The sequence below is a fragment of the Chryseobacterium gambrini genome (assembly GCF_900156825.1).
GTDB lineage: Bacteria > Bacteroidota > Bacteroidia > Flavobacteriales > Weeksellaceae > Chryseobacterium > Chryseobacterium gambrini.
In genome coordinates, this window is record NZ_FTOV01000001.1 from 581,052 (window position 1) to 602,529 (window position 21,478).

The 21,478-nt window shown below is 36.1% G+C and carries 13 protein-coding genes; 5 read left to right on the forward strand and 8 right to left on the reverse strand.

The window, feature by feature from the left end; translation table 11 throughout:
* The first annotated feature begins 35 nt into the window (after positions 1-35).
* The gene (locus BW951_RS02730) at positions 36-1,121 is read left to right on the forward strand and encodes a hypothetical protein (protein WP_076390376.1); all 1,086 of its coding nucleotides are present in this window, start codon (positions 36-38) and stop codon (positions 1,119-1,121) included.
* Positions 1,122-1,217: 96 nt separating this feature from the next.
* On the opposite strand, the gene BW951_RS02735 is transcribed toward BW951_RS02730, so the two are convergent.
* The 6 genes from BW951_RS02735 to BW951_RS02760 all read right to left on the reverse strand — a co-directional run bounded on the left by BW951_RS02735 (position 1,218) and on the right by BW951_RS02760 (position 12,604).
* On the reverse strand, positions 1,218-2,657 hold the full coding sequence (locus tag BW951_RS02735; protein ID WP_076390377.1) for a glycoside hydrolase family 30 protein: 1,440 nt from the start codon (positions 2,655-2,657) through the stop codon (positions 1,218-1,220).
* A gap of 100 nt (positions 2,658-2,757) precedes the next feature.
* Complete coding sequence (locus BW951_RS02740; RefSeq protein ID WP_076390378.1) at positions 2,758-3,567, reverse strand: glycoside hydrolase family 16 protein; 810 nt, start codon at positions 3,565-3,567, stop codon at positions 2,758-2,760.
* A gap of 710 nt (positions 3,568-4,277) precedes the next feature.
* A complete protein-coding gene (gene bglX, locus BW951_RS02745) occupies positions 4,278-6,500 on the reverse strand; it encodes a beta-glucosidase BglX (RefSeq protein WP_076390379.1) in 2,223 nt (740 codons plus the stop codon).
* Positions 6,501-6,625: 125 nt separating this feature from the next.
* The gene (locus BW951_RS02750) at positions 6,626-8,101 is read right to left on the reverse strand and encodes a glycoside hydrolase family 30 protein (RefSeq protein WP_076390380.1); all 1,476 of its coding nucleotides are present in this window, start codon (positions 8,099-8,101) and stop codon (positions 6,626-6,628) included.
* A 64-nt stretch (positions 8,102-8,165) separates the two neighbouring features.
* The gene (locus tag BW951_RS02755; RefSeq protein ID WP_076390381.1) at positions 8,166-9,686 is read right to left on the reverse strand and encodes a RagB/SusD family nutrient uptake outer membrane protein; all 1,521 of its coding nucleotides are present in this window, start codon (positions 9,684-9,686) and stop codon (positions 8,166-8,168) included.
* Positions 9,687-9,697: 11 nt separating this feature from the next.
* The gene (locus BW951_RS02760; protein ID WP_076390382.1) at positions 9,698-12,604 is read right to left on the reverse strand and encodes a SusC/RagA family TonB-linked outer membrane protein; all 2,907 of its coding nucleotides are present in this window, start codon (positions 12,602-12,604) and stop codon (positions 9,698-9,700) included.
* A 177-nt stretch (positions 12,605-12,781) separates the two neighbouring features.
* Here BW951_RS02760 and BW951_RS02765 point away from each other — a divergent pair, with 177 nt between their 5' ends.
* The 4 genes from BW951_RS02765 (at position 12,782) to BW951_RS02780 (ending at position 18,189) form a co-directional block, all read left to right on the forward strand.
* Positions 12,782-13,969, forward strand: a complete 1,188-nt coding sequence (locus tag BW951_RS02765; RefSeq protein WP_076390383.1) for an MFS transporter — start codon at positions 12,782-12,784, stop codon at positions 13,967-13,969.
* A gap of 23 nt (positions 13,970-13,992) precedes the next feature.
* Positions 13,993-14,781: an NUDIX hydrolase gene (locus BW951_RS02770; RefSeq protein ID WP_076390384.1), complete on the forward strand. Its 789-nt coding sequence runs from the start codon at positions 13,993-13,995 to the stop codon at positions 14,779-14,781.
* A gap of 120 nt (positions 14,782-14,901) precedes the next feature.
* The gene (locus tag BW951_RS02775) at positions 14,902-16,080 is read left to right on the forward strand and encodes an acyl-CoA dehydrogenase family protein (RefSeq protein WP_076390385.1); all 1,179 of its coding nucleotides are present in this window, start codon (positions 14,902-14,904) and stop codon (positions 16,078-16,080) included.
* A 162-nt stretch (positions 16,081-16,242) separates the two neighbouring features.
* A complete protein-coding gene (locus BW951_RS02780; protein ID WP_076390386.1) occupies positions 16,243-18,189 on the forward strand; it encodes a T9SS type A sorting domain-containing protein in 1,947 nt (648 codons plus the stop codon).
* A gap of 59 nt (positions 18,190-18,248) precedes the next feature.
* Here BW951_RS02780 and BW951_RS02785 read toward each other — a convergent pair whose 3' ends face one another.
* Both BW951_RS02785 and BW951_RS02790 read right to left on the reverse strand, forming a co-directional pair.
* The gene (locus BW951_RS02785; protein WP_076390387.1) at positions 18,249-20,942 is read right to left on the reverse strand and encodes a PD-(D/E)XK nuclease family protein; all 2,694 of its coding nucleotides are present in this window, start codon (positions 20,940-20,942) and stop codon (positions 18,249-18,251) included.
* A complete protein-coding gene (locus BW951_RS02790; RefSeq protein WP_076390388.1) occupies positions 20,939-21,475 on the reverse strand; it encodes a DUF922 domain-containing protein in 537 nt (178 codons plus the stop codon). The genes BW951_RS02785 and BW951_RS02790 overlap by 4 nt, the downstream gene beginning before the upstream one ends.
* Between the last annotated feature and the right edge of the window lie 3 nt (positions 21,476-21,478).

Here is a 21,478-nt window from a genome sequence, read left to right on the forward strand (position 1 = left end):
TTACTTACTTTGGTTTTTTTGTATTGTAAATTATAATGAAAAATATTGCACAAACATTTATTTTATTATCTATTATTCTTTTTAGCTGTACAAAAGAAGAGGAAATAAAAAAAGAACTTCCCGTTCAGAAAAAGGTAATTGATATTAAAATGCTAAAACATATCGAAGTCGGTCTCACTGAGAATTTTGAAAAGCTACCATTGTTGGATTTTACAGAAATAACTAAAGAGGAATACAAAAACCTGAAAAGCACAGCAAATACAATCACAAATTCTCCATTGCATGAAAAAGATGATAATTATGTTTTGGAAATAAATAATAGAATCTTGCAACTAAGGTCATTAGCCAATACATTAAAAGAAGGAGAAACACAGTATAAATATTTAGGATTTTATCCGTCTTTAAATATATATGCTTTTTCAGCAAATAGCATAGGTGATGGTTTAGGCTTTAGTGAACTTAACCTGATTAATGCAACGAATTCCTATGTATACAGCATTGTATCACCTGGTGATGATACAGTGGAAAATCCTGTTATTTCTCCTAATACAAAATATTTAGCATATTGTTACAATTATATTTATGATAAAAATAAAAGTTTTTTGGGTATTCTGAAAATTAACAATAATCAAACATTTATTGAATATCGGAGCTTTTCTTCAGATTATTTTGATATTAAAGAAATAGTATGGTTGGGTGACGATTATATTGGAATAAAAGTAACCGATGATGACTCAAAAACGTTCAAATATTATAAAGCAAATTTATCATTTACTAATAATAAAAGTTCCAATCTATCAAACATTGATGGGAATTATAATATCTATATTGAAACAGAAGCCACCTCTACAGGTATGGCCTCAATAAGTTATTCATTTACAATAAAAGACAAAGAAGCTATATTGAAAACAAATACGTATCATGAATCTATACGATGTAACGGAAAATATGTTATAAAAGAAAACAACAATATTTTAGAGTTATATTATAATGATACTGAAGAAGAGTGTAAGTCTGATTCTCCTGTTTTTTATATTAAGAAAGAAGGAGCAAAATATTATATAAAAGGAGTTGGAGGTGAAGCTACTTTCAACGAATGGATTTTATTGGAAAAAGAATAGGCTCATTTCGGAATAAATTATTAGAATTTTGGAAAAACAAAATCGGCGGCATCTTCGATGCCGCCGATTCTAAATAATAAAATGTTAATATGAAGTCTATAATATTACAGTCTGTATAGAATGCGCAGGAGCAGATAATTTTGCAGCCATTCCTTCGATCCAGAGATTCGTATCGATGATATTGTCTGTATCGTTCATGATTACGGTTACCAATTGTCCGTTTTCATTCATAAAAGTAGTTGAGGTTAAAGCAGCTCTGTTTGAAGAGGTTCCTATTCTTCTTGCATTGGGCTTTACAAATTTCGAAACGTGTCCTACATAATAATATTCATACGTATAATGAACTTCACCGGTTTTGGTATCTGCAATGATCGGCGCAAAACAGAAATTTCCTACATGGTTCGGTCCGCCTGTTTCGTCCAGAAGAACATTCCAGTCTGTCCATAAAGCCGTTCCTTTATTGAAATCATTGATCATATTTCTTCCGTATAATTCGCCTAAACTCACTTCGTAAATCTTAGACATATCAAACTGCTCTTTGCAGCCTTCGGTAAAAGCTAAAAACTTATCCGGAAATGCTCTTTGGGTTTCCGTCAGATTATCGAAAAGCTGGGTTTTGTTGTTCCATGTTTCGTACCAGTGATAGCCGATTCCTGAAGCATATTTAGAAGTTTCAGGATCGCCGAGTGTTGTGGTTGCTCTCTGGTAAATCAAATCACGGTTATGATCCCAGATCATTACTTTTTTATCCTTGAAACCATTTTTCCAAAGAGTCGGACCTAAATTATTTTTAAGGAACTCCCCTTCTTCTTCCGCCGAATAAATACACGATTCCCAGCTTTGCGTTGCCATCGGTTCGTTCTGAACGGTAAGACCCCAAACATTGATTCCTCTTTTTTCATATTCTTTAATGAATTTTATATAATAATCTGCCCATGTCTGGTAAAACGCGTTTTCCAGCCTTCCTCCTTTCAGCATATTTTTATTTGATTTCATCCATGCGGGCGGACTCCAAGGTGAGAAATAGAAAGTAAAATCTTTTCCAATTAATTTTTGTGCTTCTTTAATCATCGGAATTTTATACTTTTCATCATGTGCAACATTAAATGATTTCAAAGTATTGTCATTTTCCTGAACGTAGGTATAGGAATCACTCGAAAAATCACAGGAGTTCATATTGGTACGGACAACCGTGTATCCCAAACCGTTTTTCCCGTAATAGGCTTCAATAATTTCTTTCTGCTTATCTTTCGGAAGTTTATAAAAAGTTTCTGCGGAAGCATCTGTAATAGCACCTCCAATTCCTATTAATTTCTGATATTTAAAATCCGGATCTACAAAAATACAGGCATCCGTTTCTTTTGGCTGACCAAATTTTTCGAATTTTACGGTACCTTTGTCAACCATCTTTTCGTTGGCTGCCGAATTGGTAAGGAAAACTTTTGCCGTTTTACCTGTATTTTTCTTCCAGTAATTTTGTGCATTTGCATTGAAAGCCAAACCGACTACAAAGCAACTTACAATTAATCTCTTCATTATAATCTTTTCTTATTTTTTTATATTAAACCACCTCGTCTAAATTTTCAAAGAAAATTTATCCACCGCTTCAAAGGAGGGGAATTTGGAGTTCTATATTTTATTTATTCTGATAAATTCTTACGTAATCGATCTCATATTTCTGAGGAAAAATGGTATCATCAATTCCTTCTTTTCCACCCCAGAAGCCGCCGACTGCAAGATTCAGTATGATGAAATATGGCTGATCAAAAGGCCATGCTTCATACGTTTTTTCTTTGTTTTCATAGGTGAAAAATTTCTGATCATCAATATAAACATCAATTTTTTCCGGCGTCCAGTCTGCTTTGTAAATATGAAACTTTTCACTTGCATCTTTTACAATCAAAGTATCTGTTTTCTGTGTTCCGATGATATGGTTATACTTTTTGGTATGAACCGAAGCATGAATATATCCCTGATTAAATCCTACATGTTCCATGATATCCAGTTCTCCGTCATCGGGCCATTTTTTCATGTTTTCGCTCATCATCCAGATGGCAGGCCATGTTCCGCGACCTTTAGGAAGTTTGGCACGAACCTCAACAGTTCCGTACTGAAAGGAAAATTTACCCCTTGTCAATAATCTTGCGGAAGTGTATTTATTCTTTTCCCAGTTTTCTTTTCTGGCTTCAATGATAAGATTTCCGTTTTCAACTCTTGCATTTTCCGGACGGTTTTTTGTGTAAAACTGAGCTTCATTATTGCCATAACCGTCTCCGCCGACATCATAGTTCCATTTTGAAGAATCGGGTAAGCCTTTGTAATTAAATTCATCGCTCCAGATTAATTTCCTGTTGAAATCAGGCTTGTTAGAAGCACAATGTACTGTTGAAAAAACCAAAGTTCCTCCGATGATGAAATGAAAAATATGTTGAAGTTTTATTTTCAAAGTTTAATGTTTTAGGTTTATATTTTAACGCAAAGATTTATTAATTACAAAATGTTCAGTGAGCAAAGATTGCGACCAATCACTGATGAAGCATTATGATAAACGTTAGCTTCATCAAGTCAGCTTTGCTGATTCTTCTTTGCCTCCTTAAAATCAATAATTCGTTTTCTTAATCTTTGCGTTAAAAAATTCTAGATTAAGATTTAATTTATCTCAACACTTGTCATTCTGAGAAACGAGGAATCTATTTTAAATGTTGGTCATTTAGATTCTTCACTTCGTTCTGAATGACAACAATATGTTTAAAAGTTAATTTAATTATTTTCAAAGTCTGTCATGCTGGAAGCATCTCTCTAAGTATTATATAGATTCTTTCAGAATGACAAATTTAACGCTCATTACACTCAGTTTATTTTTCAAAATTGTCATTCTGACGAAGGAAGAATCTCAAATACTGTTTGGTAGATTCTTCACTCCGCTTCTGAACTGCGTTCGTAGACTTTCTGTCTATGTTCTGAATGACAACAATATGTTTAAAAGTTAATTTAATTATTTTCAAAGTCTGTCATGCTGGAAGTATCTCTAAAGTATTATGTAGATTCTTTCAGAATGACGAATGTTTTGTTTAATTAATATTTTTATAAAAAACGTTCATTCTTCTACCGCCAAAAGCGGGTTTTATCCCGCTCTTAGTAAGTAAAAAAGTAATATTATTTTAACCAATTAATTCTTTTTATCTGAACATTTTTAGAATCGGTTCCGACCATAATATCGAATTCTCCGCCTTCCCAATCGTAATTGAGCTGATCGTCATAGAACTTCAGATTTTCGGGAGTTAACGTAAAACTGATGGTTTTTGTTTCTCCTTTTTTAATGAAAACTTTCTGGAAGCCTTTCAGTTCCTTTACCGGTCTTACCACTTTTCCGAATAAATCTCTGATGTACAACTGAACCACTTCTTCCCCGTCATAATTTCCACTGTTGGTAACATTTACGCTAATATTTAAAGTCTGATTTCCTTTAAGATTATTTGAGCTTAAATTCATATCAGAATATTTAAACTGCGTATAGCTTAAACCATAGCCAAACGGAAATTTCGGATCATTATCCAAATCGATATACGCTGAAACATAGTTTCTGTCGGTATTGTTTTTTGCCGGTCTTCCGGTGTTGTAATGATTGTAATAAACAGGAATCTGTCCTTCAGTTCTCGGAAAAGTCATTGGAAGTTTTCCGCCCGGATTTACCGCTCCGAAAAGAACATCTGCAATGGAGTTTCCTGCTTCCGTTCCCAGCCACCAAGTATACATAATTGCCGGAATATTGTCTGCTGCCCAATCAAAGACAAGAGGTCTTCCCGCGTTGATCATCAAAACAATCGGCTTTCCTGTTTTGGCAATTTCTTTCAAAAGATCTTCCTGAACTCCGGAAAAATGGATGTTGCTTCTGCTTTTTGCTTCACCGCTCATCGCATGACCTTCTCCTAAAGTCATGATTACGACATCTGCTTTTTTTGCTGTTTCCACCGCTTCCGCAAACATGGATCTGTCCTGATCGTCAACATTTGCTCCTTTTGCGTAAAGTAATGTTGAATTTTTATCTAATTGATTTTTAATTCCGTCAAACTGTGTTACAATTCTCTGGTTATCATCTTTAAAAGCAACCGACCAAAATCCATGGTTGGCAGAAGTTTCCTTTCCGAAAGGTCCAATTAAAGCAACCGTTTTTACAGATCTCGAAAGAGGTAGAATATTTTTATCATTTTTAAGCAAAACGATGCTTTTTGAGCCAAATTCTCTTCCGAATTTTCTGTTTTCCTGATTGTTGGTCTGTTCTTCCTGTCTTTTTTCACTGCTGAAACGGTAAGGATCGTCAAACAATCCCATCTCGAATTTTTTAACCAAAATTCTTTTTGCGGCATCATCAATCAGCTTCGGATCTACTTTTCCTTCTTTAACTAAATTGGAAAGTTCTGCCATATAAGCGCGGCTTTCCATATCCATGTCGCTTCCTGCATTTATTGCTTTTTCCGCCGCTTCTTTATTGTCTTTTGCGTAACCGTGAGGAACCATTTCGCCAATACTTCCCCAGTCTGAAACCACAAAACCTTTATAATTCCATTTTCCTTTTAATAAATCTCTTAAAATGTATTTGTTTGCCGTTGCCGGAATTCCGTTGATGTCATTAAAAGAGTTCATGAATGTTGCCACTCCGGCTTCAGCCGCTGCTTTAAAAGGAGGAAGATAGGTTTCGTTCAATTGTCTTAAACTCATATCAACAGAATTGTAGTCTCTTCCGCCTACTGCTGCTCCGTAGGCTGCAAAATGTTTTGCACAAGCCATGATGGCATCAAGATTTCCAAGACCTTTTCCCTGAAAACCTCTGATCCTGGCAAGACCGATCTGTGTTCCCAGATAGGTATCTTCTCCAGAACCTTCCATTACTCTTCCCCATCTCGGATCTCTTGCAATGTCGACCATCGGTGCAAACGTCCAGTGAATTCCATAAGCCGAAGCTTCTGTTGCTGCGATTCTTTCGGATTTTTCAATTAGTTTTAAATCCCAGCTCGCTGCCTGACCTAAATTTACAGGAAAGGTTGTTCGATATCCGTGAATGACATCCTGTCCGAATAATAAAGGAATTCTCAATCTCGATTTTAAAGCTAATTCCTGAAATTTTCTGGTTTCTTCTGCTCCTGCCACATTAAGCATTGAGCCTACTTTTCCCTGTTTTATTTCATTTAGAACACTTGCAGAATTGGAATTTTGCGGACCTGTTGCGTATTCAAATCCTGAATACTGAACGAGCTGTCCTACTTTTTCTTCTAACGTCATTTTCGACAAAAGTTCTGAAACTTTCTGATCAATTGTCTTTTGTGCGAATGCATTGATTCCAAATGCTGTAACTGCCAATAAGAAATAAACTCTCTTCATTTTAATCTAATTTTAATTATCTGTCCTTTTGTACTACTTCTTCTTAACCTGAAGTTCAGGATGAATTTATTTAACAAAGAACAAAAAGTTTTCAATCATTACAAATTTTAACAGATATATTTATCTTAAAAAATATAAGTCGTTGTAGAAATTGCCGGCATACTTACCGAAGCTGTCTTCTGATTATATTTTATGTTGAATGCTTTATCTGTAGAGTTGCTGTTCTGAACAATTAATACTGTTTTTCCTGCCGGAGTTTTAAAAGCTACTGTGGAAAGGTTATCTGACTGTGTAGAAGCAATTCTCTGGGAGTTTGCCGGAACAAATTTTGAAGCGTGAGCAATAATATAATAGGCAACATTTTTGTCGTAACCTGTACTTCCGTTTACGGTAATTGCCCCTTTGCATTGGGTACATCCTCCCGGTGTATGAGGTCCGAATGAAGCATCATTGGCTACATTCCACTCCAAAGCATTTCTGCTCCAGTTTCTCATGGATCCGATGATAACATTTTTCATGTGCCAATCCAAATCTCCTGAAAAAGCACCGGTAGAACTTGTCCACTGTTCAGTAAAATAGACATTTTTATTCGGGAATAGATTATGTACTGTTCCCAAAGCCGAAATATCTCCTGCATACAAATGGAAAGCCGATCCGTCTACGTAAGGATTTGCCGTTGTATCATTTAATACCGCCAAAGGATACGCCGGATTGTCACAATTGTGATCGTAAGCTATGATCTTGGTAGAAATATTTGCCGTCTGAAAAGCGGGACCTAAATTATTCTTGATAAAAGTTGCCTGATCTCCTGCCGACATATACATACTTGGGTTGTTTCCCGGATGTAAAGGTTCGTTTTGTGGGGTGATGGCATCAATTCTGATTCCCTGAGCCTGCATTGCCTGAATGTATTTTACGAAATACTGTGCATAAACCCCATAATATTCTGGTTTCAGACTTCCTCCCATCGTATTTCCGTTGTCTTTCATCCAAACAGGTGGCGACCAAGGTGTTGCTAAAATTTTAATATTCGGATTAATCATCAGAATATCTTTCAGCATCTGGATCAAAGCCTGATCTTTGGTTAAGCTGAATTGAGCCAATGTAGGATCAGTCTGTCCGGTCGGCATATCGTCATACGAAAAAACTTCGCTGTTGAGATCCGAAGCCCCAATGCTGATTCTCAAATAACTTACCCCAATCCCGGAAGCGCTGAACAGATCATTCAAAAGTTCCTGTTTTTTTGCCGCGCTCAACTGATTGATTACCTGTACACTTCCTCCTGTAAGCGTGTATCCGAATCCATCTATCGTCTGGAATATTTGCGAGCCGTCTACTTCAATTGTGGTTCCGGCTGCTGAAGTTCCTGAAAAATAAGAGGTTCCCTGCTGTTGTAGTTTCACTGTCTGATCTCCTTTCGTTAACCACACCTGTACCGGATCTCCGGAAGTGTTTCCGCTTCCGTTTCCGTTGTTTCCTGAATTATCTGCGTTATTGGATAAATCCGAAGAGGTACTGCTGCAGTTTAAAAAAGAAAGAAGCGCTACACCGCAAAGTGCAGCACTTCTAAGTACGAAACTATATGAATATTGTAATTTCATATCAATTTAATTGTGTGAAGATTATTGAGTTCTACGGAATTCAACTTTGTCGACACTAGGTCTTTTAATATCCAGGATTTTGTTTAAGAACAGTTCCCGTTAACTCAGTAAAAGGAATTGGCAGAATTTCGTTTTTACCTGCTGTAAATCCTTTAAATGCCAATTTGGAAGATGCTTCTCCCCATCTTACCAGATCAAAGAATCTATGTCCTTCCCCAATAAGCTCTCTCCTTCTCTCATCTTTCACTGCCTGTAAAGTAACCGGAATTGAGGATAAACCCGCTCTTACTCTTACTGCATCAAGCAATAGTTGTGCTCTCGCTCCTGTTCCATTTAATGCTTCCGCTTCCATAAGATAGGTATCTGCCAATCTGATAAGAATATAATTCTGACGATAGTTCAGTTCTGCCGGTCCAGGCAATGTTGTTTTTTCATCCTGTGTAGGCATATACTTATTTAAGAAATATCCGGAATCCATGTATGCAGGAGAGTAATTTGCTTTCCCTTGTTGTTTCAACAATTTTACATTTAAAATAGAAGCGTCCATTCTTGGGTCTCCCTGCATAAAAGTGAAAAGATTTTCTGTTACGGTATTAAAAGCCCAACCTGCAACAACATCAGGAGCTGTAGGAGATAATCTACTGTAGCCTCGCGGAGCAGTCATCACGCAGATAGAGTTTCCTTCATCTCTGCCCTGTCCCCAAAAGCCCCAGTCTGAGCTTCCTTGATTGGTGTGCATTACTTCAAGAATAGATTCTGTGGTAAATTTATTATCTGTAACCCAAAGGTCAGCAAAATTAGAGACAAGTTTATAACCATAGGTATTTGAACCTCCCGGAGTTCCGTTTACATCAGCAAATTGTGCAGCAGCTTCCGTTTTTTTATTTTCAAATAAATAAACTTTTCCTAGTAATGCTTTTGCGGCTCCCTGAGTAAGCCTGCCTCTTTCGGTTCCGCTTACTGTAGCAGGTAAATTAGGAATAGCAGCTAACAAATCTGATTCTATCTGTGTGTATACTTCGGATGGAGCAGCCTGTGGAATATTATAGTAATCATCTGAAGCTTTAATTTCTTTTAAAATTAATGGAACATTTTTAAATGTTCTTACAAGATCAAAATAATATAATGCTCTTAATGCTTTTGCTTCTGCCGTAAATCTGCTTTTTACCGCATCACTCATATTAGCCTGAGGAATTTTTTCAATAAGAACATTAGCTCTGGAAATTCCCTGATAATAATCTCTCCAGTAACTTGCAGGCATGATATTCGGATTGATCTGGAAGTTTGAAAACCCCTGAATTCCGGCACCATCTGTAGAGCTTCCACCTCCAGCGTAGAAATCATCGGAACCTGCATTGAAAAAAGTGACCATATTTTCAAATCCGCCCGCATATTTTCTCAATACATCGTAAGTACCTATAAGGGCAAAGAAACATTCCTGCTCATTTCTGAAAAAGTTGTTTGTATCGAAAGCACCTTTGTATTCTACATCTTCAAGATTAGAATTGTTACAAGCCACATTTACCAAGCCTGTTCCTAAAAGTAATGATACTGCTACGGATATTTTATATATTTTGTTTTTCATTTTTAAAATTTTTAGAATGTAATATTAGCTCCAAAGATAAAAGTTCTGGCTTGTGGATAATAGGCTCTGTCTATTCCGAAACTATCTCCTGCTGCAATTTCAGGATCATATCCTGTATACTTCGTAAATGTAAACAAGTTTTCTCCGGTTACATAAAGTCTAAGTTTATTAACGCCGAAATTTTGCGTAGCAGATTGTGGTAGTGTATATCCTAATTGTACAAGCTTAATTCTTACATAATCTCCTTTCTGCAAATAGTAATTTGACATCCAGGTGTAGTTATGGTTAGTATCATTAACTGTAACTCTAGGTGTAGTATTGGAAGTGCCTTCTCCTGTCCATCTGTCTAAAATAGCGGTCTGGTAATTAGCATTTAATAAATCCAATCTTCTAAGTCCCTGAAAAATTTTGTTTCCAGCCTGTCCCTGAGCAAAAACCATTAAATCCCAGTTTTTGTAGTTAAGGTTTACGGTCATCCCGAAAGTAAATTTAGGAACAGAATTACCAAGATTTACTTTATCTGCATCTGTAATAACACCGTCTCCGTTGGTATCTGCCCAAATAAAATCTCCAGGTTTTGCATTTGGAAGAATCATTTGTCCGTTTGCATTTACGTAAGAATTAATTTGTGCCTGATTCTGGAAAATTCCCAGAGTATTATATCCGTAAAAAGATCCGTATGACTCTCCGACCTGAAGTCTGGAAACGGGTCCCATAGACTGGAATCCAGGACCATCGATATAATCTCTTCCGCGTTCAAGTCTTGTAACCGTATTTTTAAGATAAGCAAAATTCCCATTTACAGAAACTCCCCAATCTGACCAGTTTTTTTTGTATCCAAGCTCCACTTCTACCCCTTCATTTTCCATATCTCCAATATTAGCAGTAGGAGCATTCGTTACCCCTACGTATCCGGGAATAAATATTTTTCTTAAGATATCTGAAGTTTTTTTCTTGTAGTAATCTACAGTTAAATTAAAATTATTTAAAAACTTAATATCCGCAGCGAAGTTCATCTGTGATGTTGTTTCCCATTTAAGATCAGGGTTTGCTAATGTATTTGGATAGTATCCAGGTAATATCACTTCCTCTCCGGTACTGTTATATCCTGTATAGTTTGCACCAGAAACATAGAAGCTGGCAAACTGGAAATCATCTATTCCGTCATTTCCTAAAATACCGTATCCTCCACGCAGTTTCAATGTATTAATGATCTTATTTTCCGGCCAGAAGTTTTCGTTATTCACATTCCATCCTAATGAGAATGCAGGGAACGTTCCCCAGTGCTGATTGGCTCCGAATTTAGATGAACCATCTCTTCTCACGGTTCCTGTTAATAAATATTTATTATCATAATCATAAACAACTCTTCCGAAGTAAGATACTTTATGTGTATTGATGTAATCCCATGCACTTACAGTTTGATTGGCTCTTCCCACATCGAAGTTGAATGAAGCATCTTCCCAATTCGAAATGGGTAATTTACTGTGAGTAACACTTTGCCCCAATCCTATATTATATTCATAGTATCCGTTACCTGCCAATAAATTCAAATTATGCTTACCAAATCTTTTCTGATAATTAAGCGTGTTTTCTAAACTCCATTCAAACTTTTCCTGAGTTGTTCTGCTGAGACTGTTTACACCCAGATTACTGTAATTTGCATTCAAATAATAAAGAGGTGTAAAATTCCAGCTTCCCCAATAAGCTTTTTTACCGTTGATAGAAGATTTAAAGGTTAAATCTTTTGTGATCTTTACTTCCGCAAAGATATTGGCAATGAAATCATCCGACCATCCATGATTTCCCAACTGGGTATATTTAAAAGCTAAAGGATTTGACATCTCATTCTGAACAAGACTTGAAATGCCGTAAGGAATACCATCTTGATTTCTTACCACAAAAGGTCTCGCTGCAGCAGGAACTGCTGACAAATCAGGATTTAAAATTGGAGTCGTTGGATCCAAGTTTACTGCAGAACTCAAAGGACCTCCAAATTCTCCATTTGAGTTGATTCCCTGAGATTTTGTATGGGTATAAGCAAACGTCTGTCCTAAAGTAAGCCAGTCTGTAACTTTATGAGTGGAGTTTAATCTAGCGGTTAATCTTTTATAATACGAAATATCACTCATTACGATACCGGTCTGATCATAATATCCGAATGAACCATAAAAAGTAGATTTTTCGTTTCCTCCACTAATACTTACTTCATGGTTGGATCTTTCACCTGTATTGAATATAACATCCTGCCAGTTTGTTCCCTCACCAAGAGATTGTGGATTTGCAAATTTCGGAGTCTGTCCTGCATTTACATACGCTTCATTAAGAATTGTTGCATACTGAGTTGCATTTAACAGATCCAGCTTTCTTGATGCATGACCGAAACCATAAAACCCGTTATAGCTAAGATTCAATCTTCCTTTTTTACCTTTTTTTGTAGTTACTAAAATAACTCCTCTTGCAGCAGAAACTCCATAGATTGCAGATGAAGCTCCATCTTTCAGAACTTCGATATTTTCAATATCAGATTGGTTTAGCCAACCAATTCCATCTACCACAATTCCATCTACAACCCACAACGGATCATTACTTGCTCCAAAACTGGTAATTCCTCTTACACGAATTGTTGCACTGGATCCCGGTTGACCGGAGTTAGAAATTACGTTAACACCTGCGGCTCTACCCTGAAGAACCTGCTCCGGTTTTCCGGCTGGGATTGCTTCGATGTCACTTGCTTTGATACTCGAGATGGCTCCCGTCACATTACTCTTTTTCTGAGTACCATAACCAATCATGACTACTTCCTCAATTTTCTGTTCTTTTGGAAGGGTGTCGGTCTTTGTGTTTTGGGCATTAAAATTTGCAGTGAAATAAAGCACCGCAACCATGCCTAAACTTCTAGATATTCTTACATTCATATACAGTTAGTTTTTTAATTCTCAAATTGAGACAATAAAAATATATTTTTTTTTAATTATTTAACATTTTATTAATAACTATTTTAATATTTCCAGTATTTTTGGGCATTTGAAGGCATAAATTTTTCTTCAAAATCTATAAATATTTCCAAAAAACAGATAAAATCAATCCCCAAAATGACGACCAAGCACTCCAAAATTTCACTTCCGCTCAAGCTTACATTTCTAATTTTCTCCATGGTGCTAAACTGCATGGGCATTGTAATTCTTCAACTTTCGGAAGCCAAAATCACCTATGATAAGCTTGGTTTTTTAGAGTCTTTTAAAGATCTTCCCATTGCTTTTATTTCACTTTTTGCTGTTAATTTTATCAGCAAAACCGGAACAAAAAAATCCCTGATTCTGGCTTTAACAATTGTTGGGATATGCTCTCTTATTTTACCTTTTGTAGAAGTATTCTGGTTTTATAAAGTATGGTTTGCCATCATCGGAGCGTGTTTCGCGATCGGAAAAATCTGTGTTTTCGGAATCATCAGAAACAATATTTCGGATGAAAAATCTTTAGCCAAAACCATGAATAGTGTAGAAGCTTCCTTCATGATCGGAATCTTCGTGGTTAATATCGGGTTTGGGTGGGTCATTTCCAGTCAGTTTTCAGAATTCTGGAAATTCGGATTTTTATCCATCTCTGTATTATCGGCAATAACGATTTTTTTATTTTCAAAACTTCCTGTTTCGGAGCCTGAAAAAATGAAGAATGAAAATATTTTTAAAGAAGTTGCGGGAATTGCCAATCCTTTAATTATTATATTTTTAGGGGTAGTTTTTTCGATTGTTTTTATAGAGCAAAGCTTTAATTCGTGGCTGCCGTCTTTTTACAAGAATCATTTAAAGGTAAATTCTTTTTTTGCGCTTCAGGCATCTTCGTTTTTAGCTCTGTTTTCTTATATTGGAAGAACAGTTACGGCTAATGTTATCCAGAGATTTTCTTTGCCGAAATATTATATTCTGTGCTTATCATCCATTGTTATAGTGCTTTTAATCATTATCGGAATACAATTTTCAGGAATGGACGATTCTAAGATCCTGCTGTTTCTCTTCCCTGTTATCGGATTGTTTTTATCTCCGCTTTATCCGGTCATCAATTCTAAGATGATTGCCACAATCGATAAGTCGAAAGCCAATGTTTTCACCTCGCTGATTGTTATTTTTTCATCATTGGGAAGCTCTGTAAGTTCGATCATCATGTCGGTTTTATTCGGAAATCAGCTTCTGAATTACTATTCTGTGTATATTTTATCTGCTGTTATTCTGTTGTTTACAATTAGTTTAATTTATTTTAGATTTGCAGATAAAAAAATTTAGAAAATAATTTTATTTTTACTCCCATGAAAATCAAGAACGAAAAAAGCAAGGAAACACTTCAGGAACTTATTGATACAAAAGATTTTGTAGCACACGTATCTGTAGACTGCACGATATTTGGTTTTCATAACAATATCCTGAAGGTTTTACTCTTAAAATACCATGACCTCGATTTGTGGTCTCTTCCCGGCGGTTTCGTATTTAATGATGAAGATCTTCGCGAAGCGGCGGAACGTGTTTTATACGAAAGAACACATCTTCAGAATATTTTCCTGAAACAGTTTCATACTTTTGGAAGAATCGACAGGACAGAAAATAATGTTCACCAGATTTTGCTTAAAAACAAAGGCGTTGAAGTGCCTAAAGATCACTGGATCTTCCAGCGTTTTATTACAGTAGGATACTGCAGCCTGATTGATTTTTCGATGGCAAATACTTTTCCTGATGCTTTCAACGAAAGCTGCGAATGGTTTGAGGTAGACAAACTGCCCAAAATGGCATTTGACCACGACAGAATTATCGAAACCGGACTGGAATATCTCAGAATGAACATCAATACCGAAGTAGCGGCAAGTAATCTTCTACCCGAAAAATTCACCATGAAAGATCTGCAATGTCTGTATGAAACAATTTTGGGTGAAAAGTTCAGAAGGAACAATTTTCAGCGTAAAATTTTAAGTCTTAATATTTTAGACCGCCTCGAAAAACTGTACGACGGTTCTGCCAATAAAGCTCCGTATTTGTACAAGTTTAAAACCAGAATCTACAATCCGACAAACCAGTACCCTATTTCAAACGAAGCGGAAAATTAATTTTTGATGTTTTGTATTTAAAATTCAGTTTAAATATCTAAAAATCAACAGATAAAAGTCATTTAAAAAAAATTTCTCTGAAATAGTGAAAAGTCTTATTTTTAGGAAAATTAAAATATAATGTCATATTATTCCCTTACAAGCATTCCCGATTATTATGGGATCGATGCTTTACTTACTGAAGAACATAAACTTATCCGACAGTCTGTAAGAGACTGGGTGGAAAGTTTTGTAATGCCACAGATTGATCATGCTGCCCAAAACCACACCGACATCCCGAATCTGATGAAAGAATTGGGACAAATCGGGGCTTTAGGACCTTATATTCCGGTTGAATATGGCGGTTCCGGACTGGATCAGATTTCTTACGGTCTGATTATGCAGGAGCTTGAAAGAGGTGATTCTGCAGTACGTTCTGCTGCCTCTGTGCAGAGTTCTCTGGTGATGTTCCCTATTAATGAATTCGGTTCGGAAGAACAGAAAAGAAAATATTTACCCAAATTAGCTGCCGGAGAAATGATCGGTTCTTTCGGTTTAACGGAGCCTAATCATGGTTCCGATCCGGGTTCTATGGAAACGAATTTTAAAGACATGGGAGATCATTATCTTCTGAATGGGGCTAAAATGTGGATCACCAACTCTCCTCTTTGCGATATTGCCGTAGTATGGGCGAAAAACGAAGAAGGAAAAGTTCAGGGATTGATTGTTGAAAGAGGAATGGAAGGTTTTACAACGCCCGAAACTCACAATAAATGGAGCTTAAGAGCTTCAAAAACAGGAGAACTGGTTTTTAATGATGTAAAAGTTCCGAAAGAAAATCTTCTTCCGGGAGTTACAGGATTGAAAGGACCTTTATCTTGTTTAAATTCAGCAAGATATGGTATTTCATGGGGCGTAATCGGAGCGGCTATTGATTGCTACTGCACTGCTGTTCAGTATTCTAAAGAAAGAAAACAGTTTGGAAAACCTATCGGATCTTACCAGTTGCAACAGAAGAAATTAGCTGAATTTCTAACGGAAATTACGAAGGCACAGTTACTTTGTCTTCAGTTAGGAAATCTTAAGAATGATCATAAAGCAACTCCTGCCCAGATTTCCATGGCAAAAAGAAACAACGTGAAAATGGCGATTGATATTGCAAGAGAATCCCGTCAGATTCTTGGAGGAATGGGAATTATGGGTGAATTCCCGATGATGCGCCACGCCGCAAACCTAGAATCTGTAATTACTTATGAAGGAACGCACGACGTTCATTTATTGATTACAGGTCTTGATATTACAGGAATTAACGCCTTCTAAGAGAGAAAATTTTGTAATAAAATAATACAGAGTCTGATCAGTTTTTGGTCAGACTTTTTCTTTTAAAAAAAATTGATATTCACTGAATAATTATTGATATGATAAAATTACCGCTGTTTTATTTTAAAATTTTAACTTAAACATCAATAAAAATTGACAATAATGAAAAAATCAATTACTCTTTTTCTGGGACTTACTGCTTCCTTTTATTTTGCACAACAAGCCGGAGACATTTTCAGTGTTGAACCAAAACTTGATCTTACTCCGCAAGCGGTGGCGGGTTTTATCTCAAACAATCTTGGCGAACAGAATTCTCCTGATTTTATAAATTATCTCAACAGTTTTAATGTAGGATTAAAGGCCTATAAAATAACATATTATACAAAAAACGAGAAAAATAATCTCGTAAAGGCAACCGGACTTCTGATGTATCCAAAAGCGAATTACAAGCTTTCTACGGTAGTTTCGGATCACGGAACCACCGACAGCCGCCAAAATGTACCTTCCAATCTTAAAGGAGTTCTGTATGCAGGATTTGTAGTGGAGCTTTCCTATGTCCTGAACGGTTATATTTTAATGGCTCCCGATTATGTAGGGATGGGAAGCGGAGACGGAGTTCATCCCTATGTACACTATCCTACCGAAGCTTCTGCGACCATTGATTTTGTAACGGCAGCCAACAAAGTTCTTGCCCAGCAAAATGTAAAACGCTACGACGAATATTTTTTAGCGGGTTATTCGCAGGGCGCTCATGCAGCAATGTCTACTTTAAAGAAATTGAGCATTTCGAATCCCAACAACCTGAACTTCAAATATGCTTATATGGGAGACGGACCTTATGATTTCTCAGGCGTTACTTTGCAGAAAGGCGTTCTGGAAAAACAGGTTTATCCGTTTACTTCTTTTATCGCCAATGTTGTTAATACCTGCAATAAAACAGGGTACCAAATGTATAACAGCAATATTTCGGAAGTAATCTCTTCAGAATATCTGGATCGCTACAATTATCATGTTGTTCAGGATAACGGAGGTCTGCTTTGGGGGCCTTTGGTGTGGAGAACACTTTTTACCAATAATTTCGTAAATGATGTTACGAATAATCAGAATAACAAATTGAGACAATGTCTGAAATCAAATGACGTATACGACTGGTATAATAAAACACCCATGACTTTAGGACATTCTACGGTTGATCTCGCCATTCATCCGGACAATACTTCTAAAACCATTGAGGTTCAGAGAGGTTACTATTCGTGGTGGGATCTGAATAAATACAAACTGGAGGCATTTTATTGGGGACCTTTAGGACATATCGGAGGAATTGTGCCTTTTGTTCTGGCATCCAATGCCAAATTTAACACATTAAGAAGCGGCGGACTTTTTAACGAATGGGCAATGCTGACTTCAAAACAAGCGCAAAACAGTCAGCCCGCAATCAGCGCTCTTTATACTTCCCAGATAAAACCTGATCTTCAGAATATGGAACTTCTTGAAGTCACAGATTTCAATAAAGAAAAAGCTGAACGAAAAGCTGTGAGCAACAACAATTTAGCTTCCTTACAGGATGGAGTGTATTTATTAAAAGTCTCTGAAAACAATTCGGAAAAACTTATTCCGTACATTAAAAACAGTCCGGAAACTGTAGAAGAAAAGGATATTGTAAAATCTGAGCTTAACAATATTCTGAATTTAAAAATCAATCAGGAAGAACTTTTAGCGGTCAATATTTTTGATGACAATAAAAATCTTATCAAATCCATTTCTCAGGAACAGTATATTAAAGACGGAGGAATAAATCTCAATACTATTGATTCTCAAAATCTTACTTTTGAAATTACTACCCGTTTCTATAATTTACAGTTTAAAAAACAGATCATCGAACTGAAAACGGAAGATCCTGTTTCAGTTATTGCTCAAAATAATCACATTATTGTAAAAGCTAAAAACGGTATTAAAAATATCAGTATTTACAGCATTTCAGGAGATTTAATCCAGAATCAGGAAGTAATCAGCTCTCAATTCGAATCAAATACCATCAAAACAGGAGTTTATGTGGTTCAGGTAATTCAGAACGACGGAAAAGCTTTCAATAAAAAAGTGAAATTATAGTAATTTTCTTCATACAATCCTTCATCGTAATGAGTGCATCCGTTTCGGATGCATTCTTTTTATGCAGAATAAGGTTTTATGTTTTCGATGAATGCAAGATCCGGATTCAGAATTTCTTCGATCAGGCTTTTAATGGATTTCATGGCATCATCAATATCCCCTTTGTCAAACTGAAGAGAAACAACGCCTTTTTTAGCTTCCGCAAAACTCCAGATTCCCGTCTCAATCGGAAGTCCCCAAAACTCAGGAAGATTTTGTACAACGTACTGATAAATACACAACTGCAAAGCCTGTTTTCGGTCGCTGTTATGGAAATATTCGTCTACATTGGATTCGTCGATTTTTACGATAAGATTCTTAATTTTTGCCGTTTTATAATCGATAATTCTCAACGTTCCGTTAAGCCGGTCGATCCTGTCGATGAAACCGAAAAAGGAAACTTTGTCTTTTTCATCAAGATAAAAATCTACATTTTCGAAACGTTTTTCGATGTCTAAAATTTCCAGTACGTTTCCGCTTTTTATCAGTTCCAAATCATGATTTAAAATATTTTCAATGACTTTTTTAGCAATGGCTTTATGAATGAAATTCATTCCTTTTTCATAAAATTCCGGCTGATGTTTCAGCTTTTCAATAGCCACTTCTATATATTGATCTATTGCTTTAACTGATTCTTTTAAATCGTTTTCTTTTAATATTTTACCTTTTAATACTTCATAAATTTCTTGAAGGGTATAATGCACCAGATTTCCGTAGTTTTTTACAGACAGTTCTTCTTCAATTTCATCACTTTCCGAGGTTTTTAAAATCTTGGAAAGGTAAAAATCAATCGGATTGTACAGATAACTTGTAAGGTGAGAAGCCGAAACTTTTTCCTTCCATTTTTCCAAACGCTGAAGAACAATTTCGGTTTTTGAAATTTCGATCGGCTGCGTAATAATCGGCTCGAAAGAATTTTCAATAATCAGATGTTCGATATTGTGAGAACTTTCCATTTCGATCTGGGTAATGAAACGGCTTTTTTCTCCCGTATTCACTCCCGAACTTAGGGCATTAAACAATAAATGTACATTTTTGGAATCCTGAATCAATCTGTAAAAATGATAGGCATAAATACTGTCGTTTTCCAAAAAAGTGTGAAGATCAAAAAATCTTCTGATATCAAAAGGAATATACGTATTCTGTGAATTTCCGAGCGGTAATTTCCCTTCGTTTACAGAAAGCATAATCACATTTTCGAAATTCAGGAGACGGGTTTCCAGAAGTCCCATGATTTGCAACCCCCTCAAAGGCTCCCCCTGAAAATCAATACTTTCTGAATTAATATGCTGATTAATCAGAATTTCCAGTGTTTCCATTTTAATTTCAAACTGATAAGGAGACAACTGATTTTTGATAATTCTGAAAGCATTTTCGAAATGAGAAACGTTTTCATACTGAATATCATCAATTTCCAGCCATTTGATCTGCTTACAGAATTCAATTAAAGAATCTAAATAAACAGTTGTAGAGTCTGCTTTCTTCAGTAAATTATAGTACGAAAGTTCATGTAACAATTCGTGAAAAAGCTTTTTGGAAATGTAAACGATATTGCGTTCTTCGATTTTCGCTTTAAAATTATTGATCACCAGTTCATCTTCAGCAGATTTCGGCAATTCTTCCAGAATCGGGAAAATATCGCGGTAATAGTACGACGATTTGTTTTTCTCGAGTTGTTTCTGAAGATAAAAAAGCTGTTTTACGGCATTCGAAAAAGAAAGGTTTTTCAAAGGAAAACCCATCGTTATATTCAGATTGGGAACGCCGTGCATTACATCCAGACTTGCAGGAAGCAGATTTTCATCCAGCAAAACCACCGCAGTATCGGAATAGGTTTTATTTTCTATTTCTTTGAAGATTTCCGGTAAAATTTTCGTCTGGGTGATATTTCCCGAAACTTCGTAAACTTTTATGTTTTTGGGCTGATTAAAGTCGTCTTCAATCCATTGAAAAAGGCGGTGATCATCAAATTCTTTCCACGTTTTATGGTTTCTTAAAAACTTTCCGGCTTCCTGTCTTTCATCATCAAAATAATAATGATCTGCCTGAAAAAAGCACTGTCCTTTGTCCCATTGCAGAAGACTTCTTACAAGCTTTTCTTCCGCCGGAGTAAAGGCGTTGAAGCCGCAGAACACGAATTTTTCACTGGTGTTTTTGGCAAATTCATCAATTTTTGCTTTTGCCGCTTCGTTGATCATACCGGAAGTTGCCCAGTTTCTTTCCTTCAGCTTTTTCTTGAGAACGGGAAGAAAAACATTCATGTTTTTCCAGAAATTAAGGAATTTTTTTCGCGGTCCTTCATCGTCTTCTCCCAAATCCTGCGCCCATTCTTTAATCCGCTCTTCATCAAACATATACTGTAAAACGGCTTCATCACTTTCGGAGAATTTCAGGATGTCGTCCCAGTCTTTCTGCAACGTAGGAAACCATTTCAGAAATTCTGCAAAATCGTCATTCGGAATCAGATTTAAGCTTTTATAGACATCGAAGGCGAAAAGCCAGAGTGCGATTCCCTGAATCTGCTGTTTGTCGGCAATTTTATCAATCAGTTCCTCAATCGTAAAAAAATTCGGCAGAAATCCGGAGTAATTATTTTCCTCAAGAATTCGTCTGATGAAAACAATGGGACGTTTTCCGGGCAGAACGATGTTAAATTCAGATAAATCGGAATTCTGGGTTAATAATTCGCTGATGATTTTATTGAGGAATTTCAAGAGGTTTTATAGTTTTTGTAATTTTCCAGTTGTTCAGCAATAATACGGTTGTATTCCGCCTGCTTTTCCTCTACCATTCCGTTCCTTGTTTCGCCGTCATAAGTTTTCTGGAAATCCTGATATTCTTTAAGGATCGTATTGTAAATGGTTTTAAAATATCTGTCGAAATCAGCTCCGTTTTTAATCTTTTCCGAAACTTCTTTTCTGAGTTTTCGGGCAAAAACTTCTGCAACATCAAAATGTTTCTGCTCATGAAGCAGCACATAATCATTGATTCTTTTAACGTCTTTCCACGATTGGTTTTCGTTAAAAATTGTCTGAATCGTGATTTTTACCGGAGCTTTCGGATTGGAAGATTTTACGTAGGAATACGTCCATCCACAGTTCGTATATGCCACGACATTGTCTCCACGCTGGTTATTGACTTTGCTTTTAAAATTGCTCCAATTCAATTTTTTTCCCTCTTCCCAATTTATTTTCTGACCGAATAGAATATTGGAAATCAGAAAACAAGCCACAAAAACTCCTTTCATTTA

Bases quoted from the DNA above. Each gene is read 5' to 3' on its own strand.
- BW951_RS02730 (WP_076390376.1), top strand. From the start codon at position 36: ATGAAAAATATTGCACAAACATTTATTTTATTATCTATTATTCTTTTT.
- BW951_RS02735 (WP_076390377.1), bottom strand. From the start codon at position 2,657: ATGAAGAGATTAATTGTAAGTTGCTTTGTAGTCGGTTTGGCTTTCAAT.
- bglX (WP_076390379.1), bottom strand. From the start codon at position 6,500: ATGAAGAGAGTTTATTTCTTATTGGCAGTTACAGCATTTGGAATCAAT.
- BW951_RS02750 (WP_076390380.1), bottom strand. From the start codon at position 8,101: ATGAAATTACAATATTCATATAGTTTCGTACTTAGAAGTGCTGCACTT.
- BW951_RS02755 (WP_076390381.1), bottom strand. From the start codon at position 9,686: ATGAAAAACAAAATATATAAAATATCCGTAGCAGTATCATTACTTTTA.
- BW951_RS02760 (WP_076390382.1), bottom strand. From the start codon at position 12,604: ATGAATGTAAGAATATCTAGAAGTTTAGGCATGGTTGCGGTGCTTTAT.
- BW951_RS02765 (WP_076390383.1), top strand. From the start codon at position 12,782: ATGACGACCAAGCACTCCAAAATTTCACTTCCGCTCAAGCTTACATTT.
- BW951_RS02770 (WP_076390384.1), top strand. From the start codon at position 13,993: ATGAAAATCAAGAACGAAAAAAGCAAGGAAACACTTCAGGAACTTATT.
- BW951_RS02775 (WP_076390385.1), top strand. From the start codon at position 14,902: ATGTCATATTATTCCCTTACAAGCATTCCCGATTATTATGGGATCGAT.
- BW951_RS02780 (WP_076390386.1), top strand. From the start codon at position 16,243: ATGAAAAAATCAATTACTCTTTTTCTGGGACTTACTGCTTCCTTTTAT.
- BW951_RS02790 (WP_076390388.1), bottom strand. From the start codon at position 21,475: ATGAAAGGAGTTTTTGTGGCTTGTTTTCTGATTTCCAATATTCTATTC.